Genomic DNA, 17,010 nt, shown 5'->3' with positions numbered 1-17,010 from the left:
TGGACAGGTGACTCGGCTGGTGTGGGCCGCCTCGGCGGTGGTGATGCTGGCCGTACCGGTTGTTGCCGGCTGCGACCGCGACAGTGCGGGAAGCCCCATGCGCGGCGAGTCGTCCGTCTCCACCTCGGCCACGAGCACAACCACGACGACGTCGGCCTCGTCGACGCAAACCGATACCCCCGAGTCCTCTGAACCCGGGGTGCTGGAGACCAGCCGTACACAGGTCGCGCCCAATGTGACGGTCTGCCCGCAGTCACTTGCCGGGCCGACCGCGACGGCGGCGGTAGCCGATCCGGCTGCCCCCAAGATCACCGTCGCCGTTCCCGACGGGTGGACCACCAGTCCCGGCGCCGGCGACGTCGCGGCCCGGCTGGCCGGCCCGGACGAGATGCAGGCCGAGATCAGGATCAGCGCCACCCCGTTGGACCCCGCCGCCGCGTTCAGCCGGTACTCCGACGATCTGATGGCCAAGTACCCGATCAGCACGCTGAGCCTGCTGCCGGCCGACCTGTGCGGCTTCAGCGGTCAGAAGCTGATGGGTACCTGGGCTGACGATCCCGACGAGCAGATCCAGTACGAGGACCGGATCGTGCACGTCTGGACCAACTCGAAGAACTACCTGGTGGCCATCCATATCGAAGCCCCCTCGGGCGCAACAGGTTTCGATGCCGCAGCTGACAAACTGACCGGCGACTTCGGCATCGTCATACCCTGACATGGTGCGCACCGAGCTTGTCGAGTTGCCCGGCGGATCGTTCCGCATGGGTTCGGTCAGCTTCTATCCTGAAGAGGCGCCGATCCACACTGCGACCGTCGCGCCGTTCGCGATCGAACGACACCCGGTGACCAACGCCGCCTTCGCCGAGTTCGTCGCCGACACCGGTTACATCACCGTCGCCGAGCGGCCACTGGACCCGGCGCTCTACCCCGGTGTCGCCCAAGCCGACCTGCTGCCCGGTGCGCTGGTGTTCCGGCCCACAGCGGGCCCGGTCAACCTGCGGGACTGGCGGCAGTGGTGGGACTGGGCGCCGGGCGCGCACTGGCGCCGGCCGTTCGGAGCGGGCAGTGACATCACAGGTAAGGAGAGCCACCCGGTGGTGCAGGTGGCCTATCCCGACGCGGCGGCGTACGCGGCGTGGGCAGGCCGGCGGCTGCCGACCGAAGCCGAGTGGGAGTACGCGGCGCGCGCCGGAAGCGACACCACCTATGCCTGGGGTGAGGAGCCGACCGTCGACGGCGCCCTGATGGCCAACACCTGGCAGGGCCGCTTCCCGTACCGCAACGACGGCGCGCTGGGCTGGACGGGAACCTCCCCGGTGGGCAGCTTCGCGGCCAACGGGTTCGGCCTGCTCGACATGATCGGCAACGTCTGGGAGTGGACCACCACCAGATTCACCCCGCATCACCAGGGGCAACAGAATTCGTGCTGCCCGCCGCCGGTGGACCCGGATCCGAGCGTCAACCAGACATTGAAGGGCGGCTCGCACCTGTGCGCGCCCGAGTACTGCCACCGCTACCGGCCCGCCGCGCGCTCGCCGCAGTCCCAGGACAGTTCCACCACGCACATCGGTTTCCGCTGCGTGGTCGACCTCGCCTGACGTCGTGAACTGCGCTGATTTGGAGCTTCGCGGCCCGTCACCTAGTATTTAGGGGTTGCCTAGGGCAGACCTCGGCTGGCCGGATTCGATTTTCGCTCGATTCAGGTCGGCCCTGCGTGCCCCTTCGGTGACAAAGACCGCGCACGTCAAGTTCCTTGTGGCCTGTCCAGATGGGTTTTGCCGTGCACACAGTTACCAGATCCAAGGAGATCTAGTGATTCAGCAGGAATCGCGACTCAAGGTCGCCGACAACACGGGCGCCAAGGAGATCTTGTGCATCCGCGTGCTGGGTGGCTCGTCGCGGCGCTACGCCGGCATCGGCGACATCATCGTGGCGACCGTCAAGGACGCCATCCCCGGTGGCAACGTCAAGCGCGGTGACGTCGTCAAGGCCGTCGTGGTGCGCACCGTCAAGGAGCGTCGTCGCGCCGACGGCAGCTACATCAAGTTCGACGAGAACGCCGCGGTCATCATCAAGGCCGACAACGACCCGCGTGGCACCCGCATCTTCGGCCCGGTCGGGCGCGAGCTGCGTGAGAAGAAGTTCATGAAGATCGTGTCGCTGGCCCCGGAGGTGTTGTAAATGAAGGTCAAGAAGGGCGACACCGTCCTGGTCATCTCCGGCAAGGACAAGGGCGCCAAAGGCAAAGTGCTGCAGGCTTTCCCAACGCGTAACCGGGTGCTGGTCGAGGGCGTCAACCGGATCAAGAAGCACACCGCGCAGTCGGCCAACGAGCGTGGCGCGTCCTCGGGCGGCATCGTCACCCAGGAGGCGTCCATCCACGTTTCCAACGTGATGGTCGTCGACTCCGACGGCAAGCCGGCCCGCGTCGGCTACCGCCTCAACGAGGAAACCGGCAAGCGCGTTCGAGTTTCCAAGCGCAACGGCAAGGACATCTGACGATGACAACTGTGGAAAAAGTTCAGCCCCGGCTGAAGGCGCGCTACCGCGAGGAAATCAAGGACGCGCTCAACAAAGAGTTCAACTACGCCAACGTCATGCAGATCCCCGGCGTGGTCAAGGTCGTCGTCAACATGGGTGTCGGTGACGCCGCCCGCGACGCGAAGCTGATCAACGGCGCGGTCAACGACCTGGCGCTGATCACCGGCCAGAAGCCGGAGATCCGCAAGGCCCGCAAGTCCATCGCCCAGTTCAAGCTGCGCGAAGGTATGCCGATCGGTGCTCGGGTGACCCTGCGCGGCGACCGGATGTGGGAGTTCCTCGACCGCCTGGTGTCCATCGCCCTGCCGCGTATCCGCGACTTCCGCGGCCTGTCGCCCAAGCAGTTCGACGGCCACGGCAACTACACCTTCGGGCTCGCCGAGCAGTCGGTGTTCCACGAGATCGACGTGGACTCCATCGACCGCCCCCGGGGCATGGACATCACCGTCGTCACGTCGGCGACGAACGACGACGAAGGTCGGGCGCTGCTGCGGGCGCTGGGCTTCCCGTTCAAGGAGAACTGAGCAGATGGCAAAGAAGGCGCTGGTCAATAAGGCCAACAAGAAGCCGAAGTTCGCCGTGCGGGCCTACACCCGCTGCAACCGGTGCGGCCGTCCGCACGCCGTGTATCGCAAGTTCGGCCTGTGCCGGATCTGCCTGCGCGAGATGGCGCACGCCGGCGAACTGCCCGGTGTGCAGAAGTCCAGCTGGTAAAGACCCCCAGACCCATTTGAAGAACAGGTGCGCAGCAGGCCCGACCGGGAACCGCTGCGAGGAAGGTAGACAGGCCCAGTCATGACTATGACGGACCCGATCGCAGACTTCTTGACACGTCTGCGCAACGCCAATTCGGCGTATCACGACGAGGTGACCCTGCCGCACTCGAAGATCAAGGCGAACATCGCCGAGATCCTCAAGCGCGAGGGTTACATCAGCGACTTCCGCACCGAGGATGCCCGGGTCGGTAAGGCGCTGGTAGTCCAGCTCAAGTACGGCCCCAACCGGGAGCGAAGCCTCGCCGGTCTGCGCCGGGTGTCCAAGCCCGGCCTGCGGGTCTATGCGAAATCCACCAGTCTGCCGCGCGTGCTCGGCGGCCTGGGCGTGGCGATCATCTCCACGTCCTCGGGCCTGCTCACCGACCGCCAGGCAGCCCGTCAGGGCGTGGGCGGCGAAGTCCTCGCGTACGTCTGGTAGCGGGATAGGAGAAGTAGGACTATGTCGCGTATTGGAAAGCAGCCGGTGCCGGTTCCCTCCGGTGTCGATGTGACGATCGACGGGCAGAACCTGTCGGTCAAGGGCCCCAAGGGCACGCTCGCACTGGAGGTCGCCGAGCCGATCACGGTGTCGCGCAATGACGACGGTGCGATCGTGGTGGCCCGGCCCGACGACGAACGTCGTAGCCGCTCGCTCCACGGTCTGTCCCGCACGCTGGTCGCCAACCTGGTGACCGGAGTGACCGAGGGATACGTCACCAAGATGGAGATCTTCGGCGTCGGCTACCGCGTGCAGCTCAAGGGCAGCAACCTGGAGTTCGCGCTCGGATACAGCCACCCCGTGGTCATCGAGGCCCCGGAGGGCATCACCTTCGCGGTGGAGACCCCCACCAAGTTCTCGGTCTCGGGTATCGACAAGCAGAAGGTCGGCCAGATCTCGGCCAACATCCGTCGGCTGCGCCGCCCGGACCCGTATAAGGGCAAGGGCGTTCGCTACGAGGGTGAGCAGATCCGCCGCAAGGTCGGAAAGACAGGTAAGTAAGCCATGGCTCAAGCACAGAAAGCAGCCACCGATCGCACCCCGGTCGGCACGAGTGTCTCGGCCGCGCGCCGGGTTTCGCGCCTCCGGCGGCACAACCGGCTGCGTAAGAAGGTCGTCGGCACCGCCGCACGGCCGCGCCTCGTGGTCAACCGCTCCTCGCGGCATATCCACGTGCAGCTGGTCGACGACGGCACCGGCACCACGCTGGCCGCTGCGTCGTCCATCGAGGCCGACGTCCGCGCCGTCGAGGGCGACAAGAAGGCCCACAGCGTGCGCGTCGGACAGCTGATCGCCGAGCGTGCCAAGGCCGCCGGCATCGAAGCTGTCGTGTTCGACCGCGGTGGCAACACCTACGGCGGCCGCATCGCGGCGCTCGCCGATGCCGCCCGCGAGAGCGGACTCAAGTTCTAGCCGGCGGGCAGGAGCGAAGCGACATGGGAATTTATGTGACGACGTACAACGGAAGGACCGCATAATGGCGGACCAGACTTCTGAGGCCCCGGTCTCCAACACCGGCGGTCCCAGCGCGGGAACCCGCACCGACGAGCAGCGCGGTGGGCGTGACGACCGCGGTGGCCGCGGCCGCCGTGACGATCGTGGTGACCGCGGCGGACGCGGTGGACGCGACGGCGGTGAGAAGAGCAACTACATCGAGCGTGTGGTCACCATCAACCGCGTGTCCAAGGTGGTCAAGGGTGGTCGCCGGTTCAGCTTCACCGCGCTGGTCATCGTCGGCGACGGCCATGGCCTCGTCGGTGTCGGCTACGGCAAGGCCAAAGAGGTGCCCGCCGCGATCGCCAAGGGTGTCGAGGAAGCTCGTAAGAACTTCTTCCGCGTCCCGCTGATCGGCGGCACCGTCACACACCCGGTCCAGGGCGAAGCCGCTGCCGGTGTCGTGATGCTGCGTCCGGCCAGCCCGGGTACCGGCGTCATCGCCGGCGGTGCCTGCCGCGCGGTGCTGGAATGCGCCGGCGTGCATGACGTGCTGGCCAAGTCGCTGGGCAGCGATAACGCGATCAACGTGGTTCACGCCACCGTTGCCGCGCTGAAGCTGCTGCAGCGTCCCGAAGAGGTGGCCGCCCGGCGCGGTCTGCCCATCGAAGACGTCGCGCCGGCCGGCATGCTGCGCGCGCGTCGGGAAAGCGAAGCGCTGGCCGCTGCGGCAGCGCGTGAGGGAAGCGCATAACCATGGCAGAACTGAAGATCACCCAGGTGCGCGGCACCGTCGGCACACGCTGGAACCAGCGTGAGAGCCTGCGGTCGCTGGGCCTGAAGAAGATCCGGCAGTCGGTGGTCCGTGAGGACACCCCGCAGACACGCGGCCTGATCAAGGTTGTCCACCACCTCGTCGAGGTTGAGGAAGTCAAATGAGTGTCATCAAGCTGCACGACCTGAAGCCGGCCCCGGGGTCCAAGACCAAGAAGACCCGGGTCGGCCGCGGTGAGGCCTCCAAGGGCAAGACCGCCGGTCGCGGTACCAAGGGAACCAAGGCACGCAAGAACGTGCCGGTAACCTTCGAGGGCGGCCAGATGCCGATCCACATGCGGCTGCCGAAGCTCAAGGGCTTCCGCAACCGGTTCCGCACCGAGTACGCCGTGGTGAACCTCGGTGACCTCAGCCGGGTGTTCCCCGAGGGCGGCACAGTCGGCGTCGACGATCTGGTGGCCAAGGGCCTGGTTCGCAAGAACGTCCTGGTCAAGGTCCTCGGCGACGGCAAGCTCACCGCGAAGGTCGACGTGACCGCGCACAAGTTCAGCGGCAGTGCCCGCGAGGCCATCACCGCAGCGGGCGGCTCGGCCACCGAGCTCTGACCTAGGTTTCACGGAAAGGCCCCCGCCGCAAGGGCGGGGGCCTTTCCGTTGTCGGGCCTAGGTGCTGGCCTTCTCGGCGGTGATCAGCGAGTAGTTGCTGTACTGCCAGGCCTTCATGAATTCGTCGAGTGGCACGGGGAATCCTTGCCCGTTTCGCAGCGCGCTGTCGTTGATGTAGACCGCCTTCTTGGTCATGTCGACGCTGATCACCACGACGGCATGGTCGCTCTGCACGCCGTTGTCACCCGGCTGCACCCTGGTCTCGTTGAAGTACTTCCGTGTGTAGGCGTTCCAGATGACGTTGCTCGCGAGGGCGACGATCACACCCTGGTTCTGGTTGAGCGCGTTGGTCATAGTGTCCATCGCCACGTCGCCCTGGCTTTTGAGGTAGGTGGTCCAGTCGGCGTTGACACCGTTCATGTTCAGGAGCTTGACGGCGTCGGCGCTATTGGTGCCCCAGTGCAACCCGTTCTCCCCAGTGCCGGTGGGTTCGAAAATCATCTGGTTCGGATATACGCCGCTGGGGGTGGATGTCGCCTGGTCGAGGACCTGTTGACCCAGGTCGGCTGGCATTGGGCCGCCCCGGATCTGACCGATAATCGCTGCCGTCGCCATGAGAAGGCAGGTCGGGTAATTGCCTTGGTAGACGTAGTACGGATAGTTCTTGGTGTAGTTGCCGTACTCGACGCTGTTGGGAGACGGCGGAGCAATGTCGGGATTGTTGATCCCGAAGGTGTAGCCGAGGTCATCGGCGAGCTGGCCGAGATTGGCTTGGGCGCCCTCGATTTGATGCACGACGAGCAGCGCGACATTCTTCAGGCCGGCCTCCAGGGCGTTGCCGATCTCGTTGGGCGCGGGTAGCGACCACACCAGTTTCGTCGCCGGTTCGGGAAGGGGATTGGAGGACGAGGCGGCCTGCTGTGCCGTGACGAGTTGGAACTTCTGGCTACTCCACTGACTCGTGAAGTCGTCGAGCGTCATCTCCAGGCCCTGGCCGTTGGCCTGCGTCGGGTCATTGATCGTCACGACGTTCCGCGTGGTGTCGAGGCCGGTGACGACCACCGTTTTCGTGCCGGGATCGGTGCGTCCGTCGACGGGACCACTGATCGCCGCGATCATCACTTTGGTCGGATCCTGCAATCCGGCCGCCAGATCATTGATCGCCTTGGTCTGCTGATCGTCGTAGTAGGAGCGCGAGATGATGCGAACGCCCTTGTCCTGCAACAGTTCGTAGCTGTCCGTCCATTTGACGAACCAATTCGTCCCGACTCCGCGGTAGATCTTGAAGCCGGGATAGACCAGGCTTTCGGTGTCCAGGGCCGCGGTGGTGAAGCCCGGTAGATCAGGCGCCGTGCCGGTGAGTTGCCCATAGGCCATCGCGACGGTGGCAAGGGCGGCCGACACGTAATCAGACATGGGCACGTAGTACTGCTTGTTCTGGGTCGGATTGCCGTAGATCCCCGGGTTCGTGATGGTCACGCGGGAAATGCCGAAGACATTGGCCAGGTCGTCGCCGAGCACCGCCAAATTGGTTTGTACGCCGGAGATCTGGTTCGCGACGGTCAGGTAGACGTTGTGCCCGAACTCCTCCAGGCCCTGCAGAGGGTTGTTCGGTGTCGGTGTCTCAAGCGCAGAAGGCGGCGCCGCCGCCGTGACGGTGGTCGAAGCCGCGGAGAGGGAACTCGCGCTTGGCGTAAGACGTGCTGTCGCCACGCGTGCTGGTGTCGACGACCTCACAGCCGTGTCGCTGTGGACGGAGCCGGTGGGCTTGTTCGCGACTTTGCGCCCACTCTTGGCCGTCGCGGTCGCTGCTGCGTTCGACTTCGGAGTCGATGCGGCTGAACTCGAATCGGTGGATGAGTGGGGGTCCGACGAGGATCCGGTGTCGGCGGATGCGACGGCGGCGCCGGCCACCATGGCAGCGCCAACACCCAGTGTCACCGCTCCTGCGTGCAGCCACATCCTTGAGTTGGGAGTCGGCCGTTGCGCGCCGCCCTCGAGTTGATCCTTCTCGCGCGCAGCAGCAGCAACCATCAAAAGACCCCCTAACTCAAATTGACCCACGTGTCGGTTTCTTGATGCTAATGGCGGGAACGCGACAGGTGGACCGCTATCGGTAAATTCTCTGCGGGACCTGCCGATGGGGGCCGTCGCGCGAGGAGCGTTGGTGTCGAACCAGATTGGCGGGTGCTCCTCAGCCTGCGTCTAATGGCTTCGCCGCCCTCGCCGTCCATGTCGAGCTGTGGTGCCGAGATCGAGCACTTCACCGCTTCGCCAAACGAGCGCCCCAAACCGGCTCGCGCCCGACGCCGGTAACCTTGACACTATGCTCGCCTTCCTGCCCGCGCTCCCGGGCGCCGACGACCTCCGTGCACTGGTCCGCAAGGTCGACACCGCACGCCATCACGGCGTGGCCAGCGGTGTGATCCTCGAGTTGGACCTGCAGTCGATCCCGCCTGAGACTGGTGGCTTCGACCCCTTGGCCTTCGTCACCGGTGGCGGCAGGCCGCTGCTGCTCGCTGATGCAATCGCCGCGATCCACCGCGCCGCCGAAGACGACCGGGTTGCGGGTTTGATTGCGCGGGTGCAGCTTTCGGCGGCACCCGCAGGGCCTGTCCAGGAACTGCGGGATGCCATCGCCGCGTTCACCGCGCGTAAACCGTCACTGGCGTGGGCCGAGACCTACCCGGGCACGCTGGCCTATTACCTCGCCTCGGCGTTCACCGAGGTGTGGCTTCAGCCGTCCGGGACAGTCGGGCTGATCGGCTTCGCCACCAACGCGCTGTTCCTGCGGGACGCCCTCGACAAGGCTGGTATCGAGGCCCAGTTCGTCACCCGCGGAAAGTACAAGTCGGCGGTGAACGTCTTCACTGAAGACCACTACACCGACGCGCACAAAGAAGCCGACTCGCGGCTGATCGAAAGCCTGCACGCCCAGGTGTGGCAGGCCATCGCCGACTCGCGCGGCATCGACGTCGCCGCCGTCGACGAGCTGGCCAACCGGGCACCGCTACTGCGCGACGACGCCGTCACCGGCCACCTCATCGACCGCATCGGCTTCCGCGACGAGGCGTACAGTCGCATCGCCGAACTGGCTGGTGTGGAAGGGATCTCACCGGAAACCGGTGACGCCGACTCCGAAGACGGGCCGCCCCGGCTCTTCCTGTCCCGCTATGCCCAGACCCGCAAGAACACCCCGCCGATCCCGTCGCTCCCCGGCCGCAAGAAGCCGACGATCGCCGTGGTCACCGTCGCCGGTGCGATCGTCAGCGGCCGCGGCGGCCCGAACCTGGCACCGCTGGGCCGGCCCAGCGCGGGTGCGGACACCATCGCCGCAGCACTGCGGCAGGCCGGCGCCGACGACAACGTCGCCGCGGTGGTGTTGCGGGTCGACAGCCCGGGCGGATCGGTGACCGGGTCGGAGACGATCTGGCGGGAAGTGGCCCGGGTGCGGGACAAGGGTAAACCGGTGGTCGCGTCGATGGGCGCGGTGGCTGCATCCGGCGGCTACTACATCTCGATGGATGCCGACGCCATCGTCGCCAACCCGGGGACCATCACCGGCTCGATCGGGGTGCTGACCGGCAAGCTGATCGCACGCGGTCTCAAGGAGCGCCTCGGCGTCAACTCGGATTCGGTGCGCACCAATGACAATGCCGACGCGTGGTCGCCCAATGCGCCGTTCACCGAGGAGCAGCACGCACTGGTGGAGGCCGAGGCCGATCTGTTCTACGCCGACTTCGTGCAGCGCGTGGCCGACGCTCGCGGCATGTCTCCCGAGGCGGTCGAAGCGGTGGCCCGCGGGCGGGTGTGGACTGGCGCGGACGCCGCCGAGCACGGTCTGGTCGACGAACTCGGTGGCCTGCGCGACGCGGTTCGCCGTGCGAAGGTACTCGCAGGCCTCAACCCTGACGCCGAAATCGAGCTCGCGCGGCTGCCCGGCTCGTCGCTGCGAGACTTCCTGCGCCCCAAGGCTTCTTCTCAGCCGGTGGCGGCGTCGCTACCGGAGGCCACCGCGGCACTGCTCAGCCAGACGATCAGGGGAGTGGTCGAACACGGTGAACGGGTGCTGGCCGGAAGCAGTGTGCTGTGGATCGGGAACAGCCGGTTCTGACCCGACCGGAGCGGCGAGGCCAGGGTTGACACCGTGCCCCACCGCCCCGGACGCCTTGCCAGATGCTGTGGGTCGGCGACAGCCGATTCACGCTGGTCGTCCCGTCCCTGCCGGACGTTGGCCTAGCTTGAGACATGCTGTGCGTCCCGGCGTGGCGCTGTCGTTTGCCGCCACCGGCCAATCATGCTGCTCAGCTATGCGGCGAGCTCCGGTACTGATCAGGGTGTACCAGTGTCGGTGACGACACCCGATGTGCAGTCCCCACGGAGGGGTCGGCGCGCGGCGGTACGGTCGTTGGGTGCCCTGGCGGCCGCGGCTTCCGTCGCGGTGACTGGCATCGGGTGGTTGGGTGTGCACCGGGCGCTGGGCGGGATCATCACGTCGGAGGCGCTGCTCGGGGGTACCTCGTCGGGCCAAGGCGCGCAGAACATTCTCGTCATGGGGCTGGACAGCAGACTCGACGAGCACGGGCAGCCGCTACCTCAGGACGTCTACGACGCGCTGCACGCCGGCGACGAGACGGTCGGTGGATACAACGCCAATGTCCTGATCCTGGTTCACCTCCCCGCCGACGGTGCTCCCGTAGCGATCTCGATCCCCCGCGACGACTATGTCGATCTCGCAGACTGCCCGACGGGGGTCTGCCAGGGCAAGATCAAACAGGCCTACGGCCTGGCTTACCAGCACGCGCTGGAGGTCATCGGCGCCGACGATGCGCTGAACAACTCGCTTGATCCGCAGGCCAAGGAGCAGCGTGGGCGCGAAGCGGGACGTAAGGCCGAAATCGCGACGGTCCAGCAGCTGTTGAATGTCCCCATCGATCACTTCGTGGAGGTGACGTTGGGAGCCTTCTTCGAGATCGCCAAGGCGGTCGCGCCGATCACGGTGTGCCTTAATGAGGACACCGCCGACGATTTCTCCGGAGCCGACTTTCATCAAGGGGTGCAGCAGATCGATGCGGCGCAGGCGATGGCGTTCGTGCGTCAGCGGCGCGATGTCAGCAACGCCGACTTCACCGACATGGACCGTACCCGCCGCCAGCAGGCATTCCTGGTCTCGCTGGTCAGCGCCCTGCGCCACAACGGAGATCTCGACAACCCGCTGGCCTTGAACAAGCTGCTCGACGTCACCAAACAGAACGTTGCGGTCGACGCCGGTCTGGACCTGGGCGCATTCGCGCAGCGGGCATCGACGATGGCGTCCCACGCACCCGCGCTGTACACATTGCCGATCACCGGGTTCGGTCAGGACCCGGCCGGAGAGGACGTCAATCTGATCGACGTGCCGGCGGTGCGCTCGATCGTGCGGGACCTGTTCTCTGGCGATCCGGCACCCTCGACCGCGGCGGCGACGCCGGTGCCGGCGGCCGATCCGATGTATGGCACCGGTGCCGTCTTGGACGTGGTGAATGCCACCGCTCGCGACGGCCTCGCGTCTCAACTCGAAAAGACGTTCAGCGCCAACGGTTTCCAGCAGGGCAGAACCAGCACTGCGGCGGGCACCTCGGCCACCAGCGATGTGGAGTACGGGCCCGGGGCCGACATCGCCGGTAAGGCGCTTGCCGCGCAGCTCAATCTGTCCGCCAATGGCAATGACGCACTTCCGGCGAGCCAGGTGAAACTCACCGTGGGGGGCGACTTCCCGGCTGGGGAGTACCTCGGCGACAGTGCCGGCGGTGATTCGGCGGCACCGACCACCAGCACGGTTGCCACGGTGTCTGCCACGGCTACCGGTGCCGCGTCGCCGGCGCCCACCGACCTCAGTCACATGACCGGGGAGTCGGTGCCTTGCGTCAAGTAGTGCTGTAAGGCCTCGGTATCTCGGTATCAGCTCAATGTGGCGCTGACGTAGACGATCTCGCCGAGCGGGTCGTACCCGTCGCGGTCGGGCGGCTGTAATCCGTTGCGCCGGAACAGTTCATCACCCGGCACCCCGGTCACATCCCAGCCCTTGCCGCGCAGATGGTCCATGACGTGGCTGCGTGGGCCGGGATAGACCAGCGACGGCATGTCGAGGTCGAACCCTTGCTGGCGCATGTTGGCAGCCATCTCGCGGGCCTTGTCGACGTCGAAATCCATGATTCCGGGCACGTATTCGGTGGCGACCGCGCTGCCCGGGGCGCTGAGTGCGGTGATGGTGGCAAACAGTCTGTCCTGGGCGTCGGGCGGTAGATAGATCAGCAATCCCTCGGCCAGCCAGGCTGTGGGAGCCGAGGCGTCGAAACCGGCGGCGGCAAGTTCGGTGGGCCAGTCCTCCCGCAGGTCGATGCCGACGCTGCGCAGCTCCGCGATCGGCTGTGCGCCGAGGTCGTCGAGCACTCCGGCCTTGAACTCGATCACCTCGGGTTGGTCGATCTCATAGATCACTGACTCCGCGGGCCACGGCAGCCGGTAGGCGCGCGAATCCAATCCGGCGGCCAGGATCACCGCTTGGCGGATGCCGGTGCCCACCGCCGAGACGAAGTACTCGTCGAAGAACCTGGTGCGCATCGCCATTCCGGCGATCATCGCCTGAACCCGCTCGGGCGTGACATCACCGAACGGCGAGGTGTCGAGCTCGCCGTCGATCATCTTGACGAAGAAGTCCAGACCCACGGCGCGCACCAGCGGTTCGGCGAACGGGTCGTCGATCAGGTGGCGCGGATCCTTGGTGGCCATCGCCCGGCCTGCGGCCACCATCGTCGCGGTGGCCCCGACGCTGGATCGCAGGTCCCACGAGTCGTCATCGGTGCGGATCATCGCGGGCTACTTTCGGATTGCTGTGACGGACAACGAATTGCGAAGCGTTGAGCTCAGGTCGCCGGCGGGGAACTCACGCCCGTGGAGTGCGAACATCTCCGGACGGGTGCGGGCAGTGACCTCCCAGCCCCGCTCATCGAGATAGTCGACGACGGAGTTGCGTTCGCCGGTGTAGAACAGGTCGGCCATGTTCAGGTCCAGCCCGAGGTCGCGCCAGCGGCTGCTGATCGCCGTCGACCGGTCGGCCAGGCTGGCACCGCCGTCGCGGTGGTACTCGGTGGCCAGGCGGCTGCCCGGCGCCGACAACGCGGTGATGTTGTCGAACAACCGATCCTGGGCGTCCGGCGGCAGGTACGCCAGCAGTCCCTCGGCGCTCCATGCCGTCGGTTTCGTGTCGTCGAAACCGTGGGCCCGCAGGGCTGCCGGCCAATCCTCGCGCAGGTCGACACTCACCGTGCGGAGCTCGGCGGTGGGGGAGGCGCCGAGGGCAGCCAGCGTCTGGGTCTTGAACTCGATGACTTTCGCCTGGTCGATCTCGTAGACCACCGTGCCCGCCGGCCAATCCAGTCGGTAGGACCGGGAGTCCAGGCCGGAGGCCAGGATGACGATCTGTCGCACTCCGGCCGAGGCTGCTTCGAGGAAGAAGTCGTCGAAGAAGCGGGTCCGCACCGCCATCACGTCGGTCATCACCCGTGCGGTGCCCTCGGTGTCGACGGCGGCCAGGTCGATATCGCCGTCGACCATCTTGGTGAACAGGTCGATGCCAACCGCGCGGACCAGTGGGGCCGCGAACGGGTCGTCGATGAGGGCGTTGTCTTCGCGGCTGGCCACCGCGCGGGCCGCCGCGACCATCGTGGCAGTGGTGCCGACGCTGGTGGCCAGATCCCAGGAGTCGCCGTCGCTGCGGGTCATCGGACACCGCCCAGGGTGGCGTCGAGGTAGGTCAACTTGCCCATCGGCTCGTCGTCGTCGAAGGTCTCGCGTCCGGACGCGGAGAGCAGGTCGTTGATCGACGTGCTCCGCACCAGCCAGCCATGCCCGCTCAGATACGCGCCCGCCTCGTTGCGCTCGCCGAGGTACACCAGCTCGCTGAAGTCCAGGTCGAATCCCTGCTCGCGCCAGTGCTCCGAGACGGTCTTCATCCGTTCCCGCGACTCCTGCTCGGTGCCCGGGTCCGACGGCGGCGCGCAATCGATCGCCACCCGGCTGCCGGGGGCCGACAGTGCCGTGACGGTGTCGAGGAGCCGGTCCTGGGCGTCGGGGGGCAGGTAGCCAAGCAGGCCTTCCGCACTCCACGCGGTGGGTGCTGTCGGGTCGAAGCCCGCGTCCTGCAGGGCAGCAGCCCAGTCGTCACGCAGGTCGATCGCCACGGGCCTGCGCTCGCAGGTCGGTATCGCGCCCAGATCAGCCAGGGTGGTCGTCTTGAACGCGATGACGTCGGGTTGGTCGATCTCGAAGACGGTCATTCCAGTCGGCCAGTTCAGCCGGTAGGCCCGGGAGTCCAGGCCGGAGGCCAGGATCACCGCCTGGCGCACACCCTCTGCTGAGCCTGATGTCGCCGGCCCAGCGGCTCCGGTGCCCGATGTCGCCGGCCCAGCGGCTCCGGTGGCCCGGAGGAAGAACTCGTCGAAGAACTTGGTCCGGACCGCCATGTTGTCGGTCATCCGGGTGACGCCCATGGCGGCCTGCGAATCGAGTGTGGGCAGGTCGCCGCCGGCCATCCGGGTGAAGAAGTCCACGCCTACCGCCCGAACCAGGGGTTCGGCGTAGGGGTCGGCGATCAGTGGCTGCGCTTCGCTGGATGCGGCGGCCCGGGCCGCCGCCACCAGGGTGGCGGTGGCTCCCACGCTGGTGGCCAGGTCCCACGTGTCGTTGTCGGTGCGCGTCATCGTCTAAACCTCACTGGTACGACTTGTAGTTAGCCGATATAACCACTAGCGACTGTACGCCCCGCCGACTGACTGTCGGCTGTGAGCAGGGCCGGGGCGGGGCCTGGCCGCGGCGCGGTTGCATGGATTGCCGTCCTGCCTGCGCCAACTGTTACTCTCGTAGACTGTTTGAGCGCGCGGTGTTGCAGGCTTAAAAGCTGGCGGCGATCGCCGCAAGGCAGGATTACCCAACCGCTGGCCAGCCCAGCCCCATTGGCACGCTGTGACATTCCGTCCGGCTGCCCAGGAGGAAGAGTGCTCTCGGCTTTCATCTCATCGCTGCGGACAGTCGACCTGAGGCGAAAGATCCTGTTCACCCTGGGCATTGTCATCCTGTACCGGGTTGGCGCATCGCTGCCCTCACCAGGGGTCAACTACAAGAACGTCCACCAGTGCATCGAGCAGGTCAGCGGCGGAAGTGGCGCGCAGATCTACTCGCTGATCAACCTGTTCTCCGGCGGCGCGCTGCTGCAGTTGACGGTGTTCGCGGTGGGCGTCATGCCGTACATCACCGCGAGCATCATCGTGCAGCTGCTGACGGTGGTTATTCCGCGCTTCGAACAGTTGCGCAAGGAAGGTCAGGCCGGTCAGGCCAAGATGACGCAGTACACGCGTTATCTGGCGATCGCCCTGGCGATCCTGCAGGCCACCAGCATCGTGGCGCTGGCCGCCAACGGCGGGCTGCTGCAGGGCTGCACGCTGGACATCCTCCAGAGCACGAGCATCTTCTCCTTGGTGATCATCGTGATGGTCATGACCGCCGGCGCGGCGCTGGTCATGTGGATGGGCGAGCTGGTCACCGAGCGCGGCGTCGGCAACGGCATGTCGCTGCTCATCTTCGCCGGCATCGCCGCGCGCATCCCGGCCGAGGGCAAGTCCATCCTGGACAGCCGCGGCGGCCTGGTCTTCACCGCCGTGTGTGCGGCCGCGCTGCTGATCATCATCGGCGTGGTGTTCGTCGAGCAGGGTCAGCGACGTATCCCGGTGCAGTACGCCAAGCGGATGGTCGGCCGCCGGATGTACGGCGGCACGTCGACCTACCTCCCGCTGAAGGTCAACCAGGCCGGCGTTATCCCGGTCATTTTCGCCTCGTCGCTGATCTACATCCCGCACCTGATCACCCAGCTGATCCAGAGCGGCCGCAAGACGCCGGGCAACAACTGGTGGGACCGCTTCGTCGCGAACTACCTGACCAACCCGGCCGACCCGGTCTACATCGGGATCTACTTCGGCTTGATCATCTTCTTCACCTACTTCTACGTCTCGATCACGTTCAACCCCGACGAACGTGCCGACGAAATGAAGAAGTTCGGCGGCTTCATCCCCGGCATCCGGCCGGGTAAGCCCACCGCCGACTACCTGCGCTACGTGTTGAACCGGATCACCCTTCCCGGCTCGATCTACCTCGGCGTGATCGCGGTTCTGCCCAACGTGTTCCTGCAGATGGGCAACGGCGGCGGCGTCCAGAACTTGCCGTTCGGCGGCACAGCGGTTCTGATCATGATTGGCGTCGGTTTGGATACCGTCAAACAGATCGAGAGCCAGCTCATGCAGCGCAACTACGAAGGGTTCCTGAAGTGAGAATCGTTTTGCTTGGACCGCCCGGCGCGGGCAAAGGAACGCAGGCGGTCAAGCTGGCGGACAAGCTCGGAATCCCGCAGATCTCCACCGGTGATCTATTCCGGCATAACATCAGTACCGGCACTGAGCTGGGTATCGAGGCCAAGAAGTACCTCGACGCCGGCGACCTCGTTCCGGCGACGCTGACCAATTCGCTCGTCGACGATCGGCTCAACGACGCCGATGTGGCCGGCGGCTTCATCCTCGACGGCTTCCCGCGCTCGGTGGAGCAGGCCGAGGCGCTGCACGACATGCTCGAGCGACGCAACCTCAAGCTCGATGCCGTGGTGGAGTTCCGGGTTCCCGAGGACGAACTGGTCGAGCGGCTCAAGGGCCGCGGCCGCGCCGATGACACCGAAGACGTCATCCGCAACCGGTTCAAGGTCTACCGCGACGAGACGGCCCCCCTGCTGGACTACTACCAGGGCGAGCTCAAGACCGTCGACGCCGTCGGCTCCCTCGACGAGGTCTTCGCGCGGGCGCTGCACGCACTCGGTCGCTGA

At 66.3% G+C, this 17,010-nt stretch carries 20 protein-coding genes; 16 read left to right on the top strand and 4 right to left on the bottom strand.

The genetic code is table 11. The features are described from left to right. Positions 1–7: 7 nt before the first annotated feature. The 12 genes from HBE64_RS19670 to rplO all read left to right on the top strand — a co-directional run bounded on the left by HBE64_RS19670 (position 8) and on the right by rplO (position 6,107). The gene (locus HBE64_RS19670) at positions 8–715 is read left to right on the top strand and encodes a hypothetical protein (protein ID WP_167105953.1); all 708 of its coding nucleotides are present in this window, start codon (positions 8–10) and stop codon (positions 713–715) included. Between the two features lies 1 nt (position 716). Next, positions 717–1,598 carry a formylglycine-generating enzyme family protein gene (locus HBE64_RS19665; protein ID WP_371744016.1) on the top strand — a complete coding sequence of 294 codons (882 nt, stop codon included), beginning with the start codon at positions 717–719 and terminating at the stop codon, positions 1,596–1,598. Positions 1,599–1,812: 214 nt separating this feature from the next. Then, a complete protein-coding gene (gene rplN, locus HBE64_RS19660) occupies positions 1,813–2,181 on the top strand; it encodes a 50S ribosomal protein L14 (RefSeq protein WP_029106885.1) in 369 nt (122 codons plus the stop codon). After that, positions 2,182–2,499 carry a 50S ribosomal protein L24 gene (gene rplX, locus HBE64_RS19655; RefSeq protein WP_167105947.1) on the top strand — a complete coding sequence of 106 codons (318 nt, stop codon included), beginning with the start codon at positions 2,182–2,184 and terminating at the stop codon, positions 2,497–2,499. Positions 2,500–2,501: 2 nt separating this feature from the next. Continuing rightward, positions 2,502–3,065: a 50S ribosomal protein L5 gene (rplE, locus tag HBE64_RS19650; RefSeq protein ID WP_167105943.1), complete on the top strand. Its 564-nt coding sequence runs from the start codon at positions 2,502–2,504 to the stop codon at positions 3,063–3,065. Positions 3,066–3,069: 4 nt separating this feature from the next. After that, positions 3,070–3,255 (top strand): type Z 30S ribosomal protein S14, encoded by a 186-nt coding sequence (locus tag HBE64_RS19645; RefSeq protein WP_047329118.1) that lies wholly within the window; start codon positions 3,070–3,072, stop codon positions 3,253–3,255. Positions 3,256–3,336: 81 nt separating this feature from the next. Continuing rightward, positions 3,337–3,735, top strand: coding sequence for a 30S ribosomal protein S8 (gene rpsH / locus HBE64_RS19640; RefSeq protein WP_167105940.1), 399 nt, complete (start codon positions 3,337–3,339; stop codon positions 3,733–3,735). Positions 3,736–3,756: 21 nt separating this feature from the next. Continuing rightward, positions 3,757–4,296, top strand: a complete 540-nt coding sequence (gene rplF / locus HBE64_RS19635; protein WP_167105937.1) for a 50S ribosomal protein L6 — start codon at positions 3,757–3,759, stop codon at positions 4,294–4,296. Between the two features lie 3 nt (positions 4,297–4,299). After that, positions 4,300–4,707 (top strand): 50S ribosomal protein L18, encoded by a 408-nt coding sequence (rplR, locus tag HBE64_RS19630; protein WP_167105934.1) that lies wholly within the window; start codon positions 4,300–4,302, stop codon positions 4,705–4,707. A 61-nt stretch (positions 4,708–4,768) separates the two neighbouring features. Beyond that, the gene (gene rpsE, locus HBE64_RS19625; RefSeq protein WP_371744205.1) at positions 4,769–5,482 is read left to right on the top strand and encodes a 30S ribosomal protein S5; all 714 of its coding nucleotides are present in this window, start codon (positions 4,769–4,771) and stop codon (positions 5,480–5,482) included. A gap of 2 nt (positions 5,483–5,484) precedes the next feature. Next, the gene (rpmD, locus tag HBE64_RS19620; protein WP_167105928.1) at positions 5,485–5,667 is read left to right on the top strand and encodes a 50S ribosomal protein L30; all 183 of its coding nucleotides are present in this window, start codon (positions 5,485–5,487) and stop codon (positions 5,665–5,667) included. Continuing rightward, the gene (gene rplO, locus HBE64_RS19615; protein WP_167105925.1) at positions 5,664–6,107 is read left to right on the top strand and encodes a 50S ribosomal protein L15; all 444 of its coding nucleotides are present in this window, start codon (positions 5,664–5,666) and stop codon (positions 6,105–6,107) included. Before rpmD ends, rplO begins: the two co-directional genes overlap by 4 nt. A gap of 57 nt (positions 6,108–6,164) precedes the next feature. Here rplO and HBE64_RS19610 read toward each other — a convergent pair whose 3' ends face one another. After that, positions 6,165–7,820 (bottom strand): hypothetical protein, encoded by a 1,656-nt coding sequence (locus tag HBE64_RS19610; RefSeq protein ID WP_167105922.1) that lies wholly within the window; start codon positions 7,818–7,820, stop codon positions 6,165–6,167. Between the two features lie 613 nt (positions 7,821–8,433). Here HBE64_RS19610 and sppA point away from each other — a divergent pair. Together sppA and HBE64_RS19600 are read left to right on the top strand one after the other, a co-directional pair. Then, a complete protein-coding gene (gene sppA, locus HBE64_RS19605; protein WP_167105919.1) occupies positions 8,434–10,221 on the top strand; it encodes a signal peptide peptidase SppA in 1,788 nt (595 codons plus the stop codon). Between the two features lie 237 nt (positions 10,222–10,458). Next, the gene (locus HBE64_RS19600; protein WP_371744015.1) at positions 10,459–12,021 is read left to right on the top strand and encodes an LCP family protein; all 1,563 of its coding nucleotides are present in this window, start codon (positions 10,459–10,461) and stop codon (positions 12,019–12,021) included. Between the two features lie 26 nt (positions 12,022–12,047). On the opposite strand, the gene HBE64_RS19595 is transcribed toward HBE64_RS19600, so the two are convergent. From HBE64_RS19595 to HBE64_RS19585, 3 genes are read right to left on the bottom strand one after another with little or no spacing between them, the layout of a single operon-like run. Next, positions 12,048–12,959, bottom strand: coding sequence for a class I SAM-dependent methyltransferase (locus tag HBE64_RS19595; RefSeq protein ID WP_167105913.1), 912 nt, complete (start codon positions 12,957–12,959; stop codon positions 12,048–12,050). 6 nt (positions 12,960–12,965) lie between these two features. Continuing rightward, entirely contained in the window at positions 12,966–13,871 is a 906-nt protein-coding gene (locus tag HBE64_RS19590) for a class I SAM-dependent methyltransferase (protein ID WP_167105910.1), read from the bottom strand. Beyond that, complete coding sequence (locus HBE64_RS19585) at positions 13,868–14,848, bottom strand: class I SAM-dependent methyltransferase (RefSeq protein WP_167105907.1); 981 nt, start codon at positions 14,846–14,848, stop codon at positions 13,868–13,870. The genes HBE64_RS19590 and HBE64_RS19585 overlap by 4 nt, the downstream gene beginning before the upstream one ends. A gap of 294 nt (positions 14,849–15,142) precedes the next feature. On the opposite strand from HBE64_RS19585, the gene secY reads away from it, so the two are divergent. Both secY and HBE64_RS19575 read left to right on the top strand, forming a co-directional pair. Next, on the top strand, positions 15,143–16,468 hold the full coding sequence (gene secY, locus HBE64_RS19580) for a preprotein translocase subunit SecY (RefSeq protein WP_167105903.1): 1,326 nt from the start codon (positions 15,143–15,145) through the stop codon (positions 16,466–16,468). After that, complete coding sequence (locus HBE64_RS19575; protein ID WP_167105900.1) at positions 16,465–17,010, top strand: adenylate kinase; 546 nt, start codon at positions 16,465–16,467, stop codon at positions 17,008–17,010. The genes secY and HBE64_RS19575 overlap by 4 nt, the downstream gene beginning before the upstream one ends.

This window comes from Mycobacterium sp. DL592, from assembly GCF_011694515.1.
In the GTDB taxonomy this organism is placed as follows: Bacteria; Actinomycetota; Actinomycetes; order Mycobacteriales; family Mycobacteriaceae; genus Mycobacterium.
This window is presented reverse-complemented; position numbering and strand designations above follow the sequence as displayed.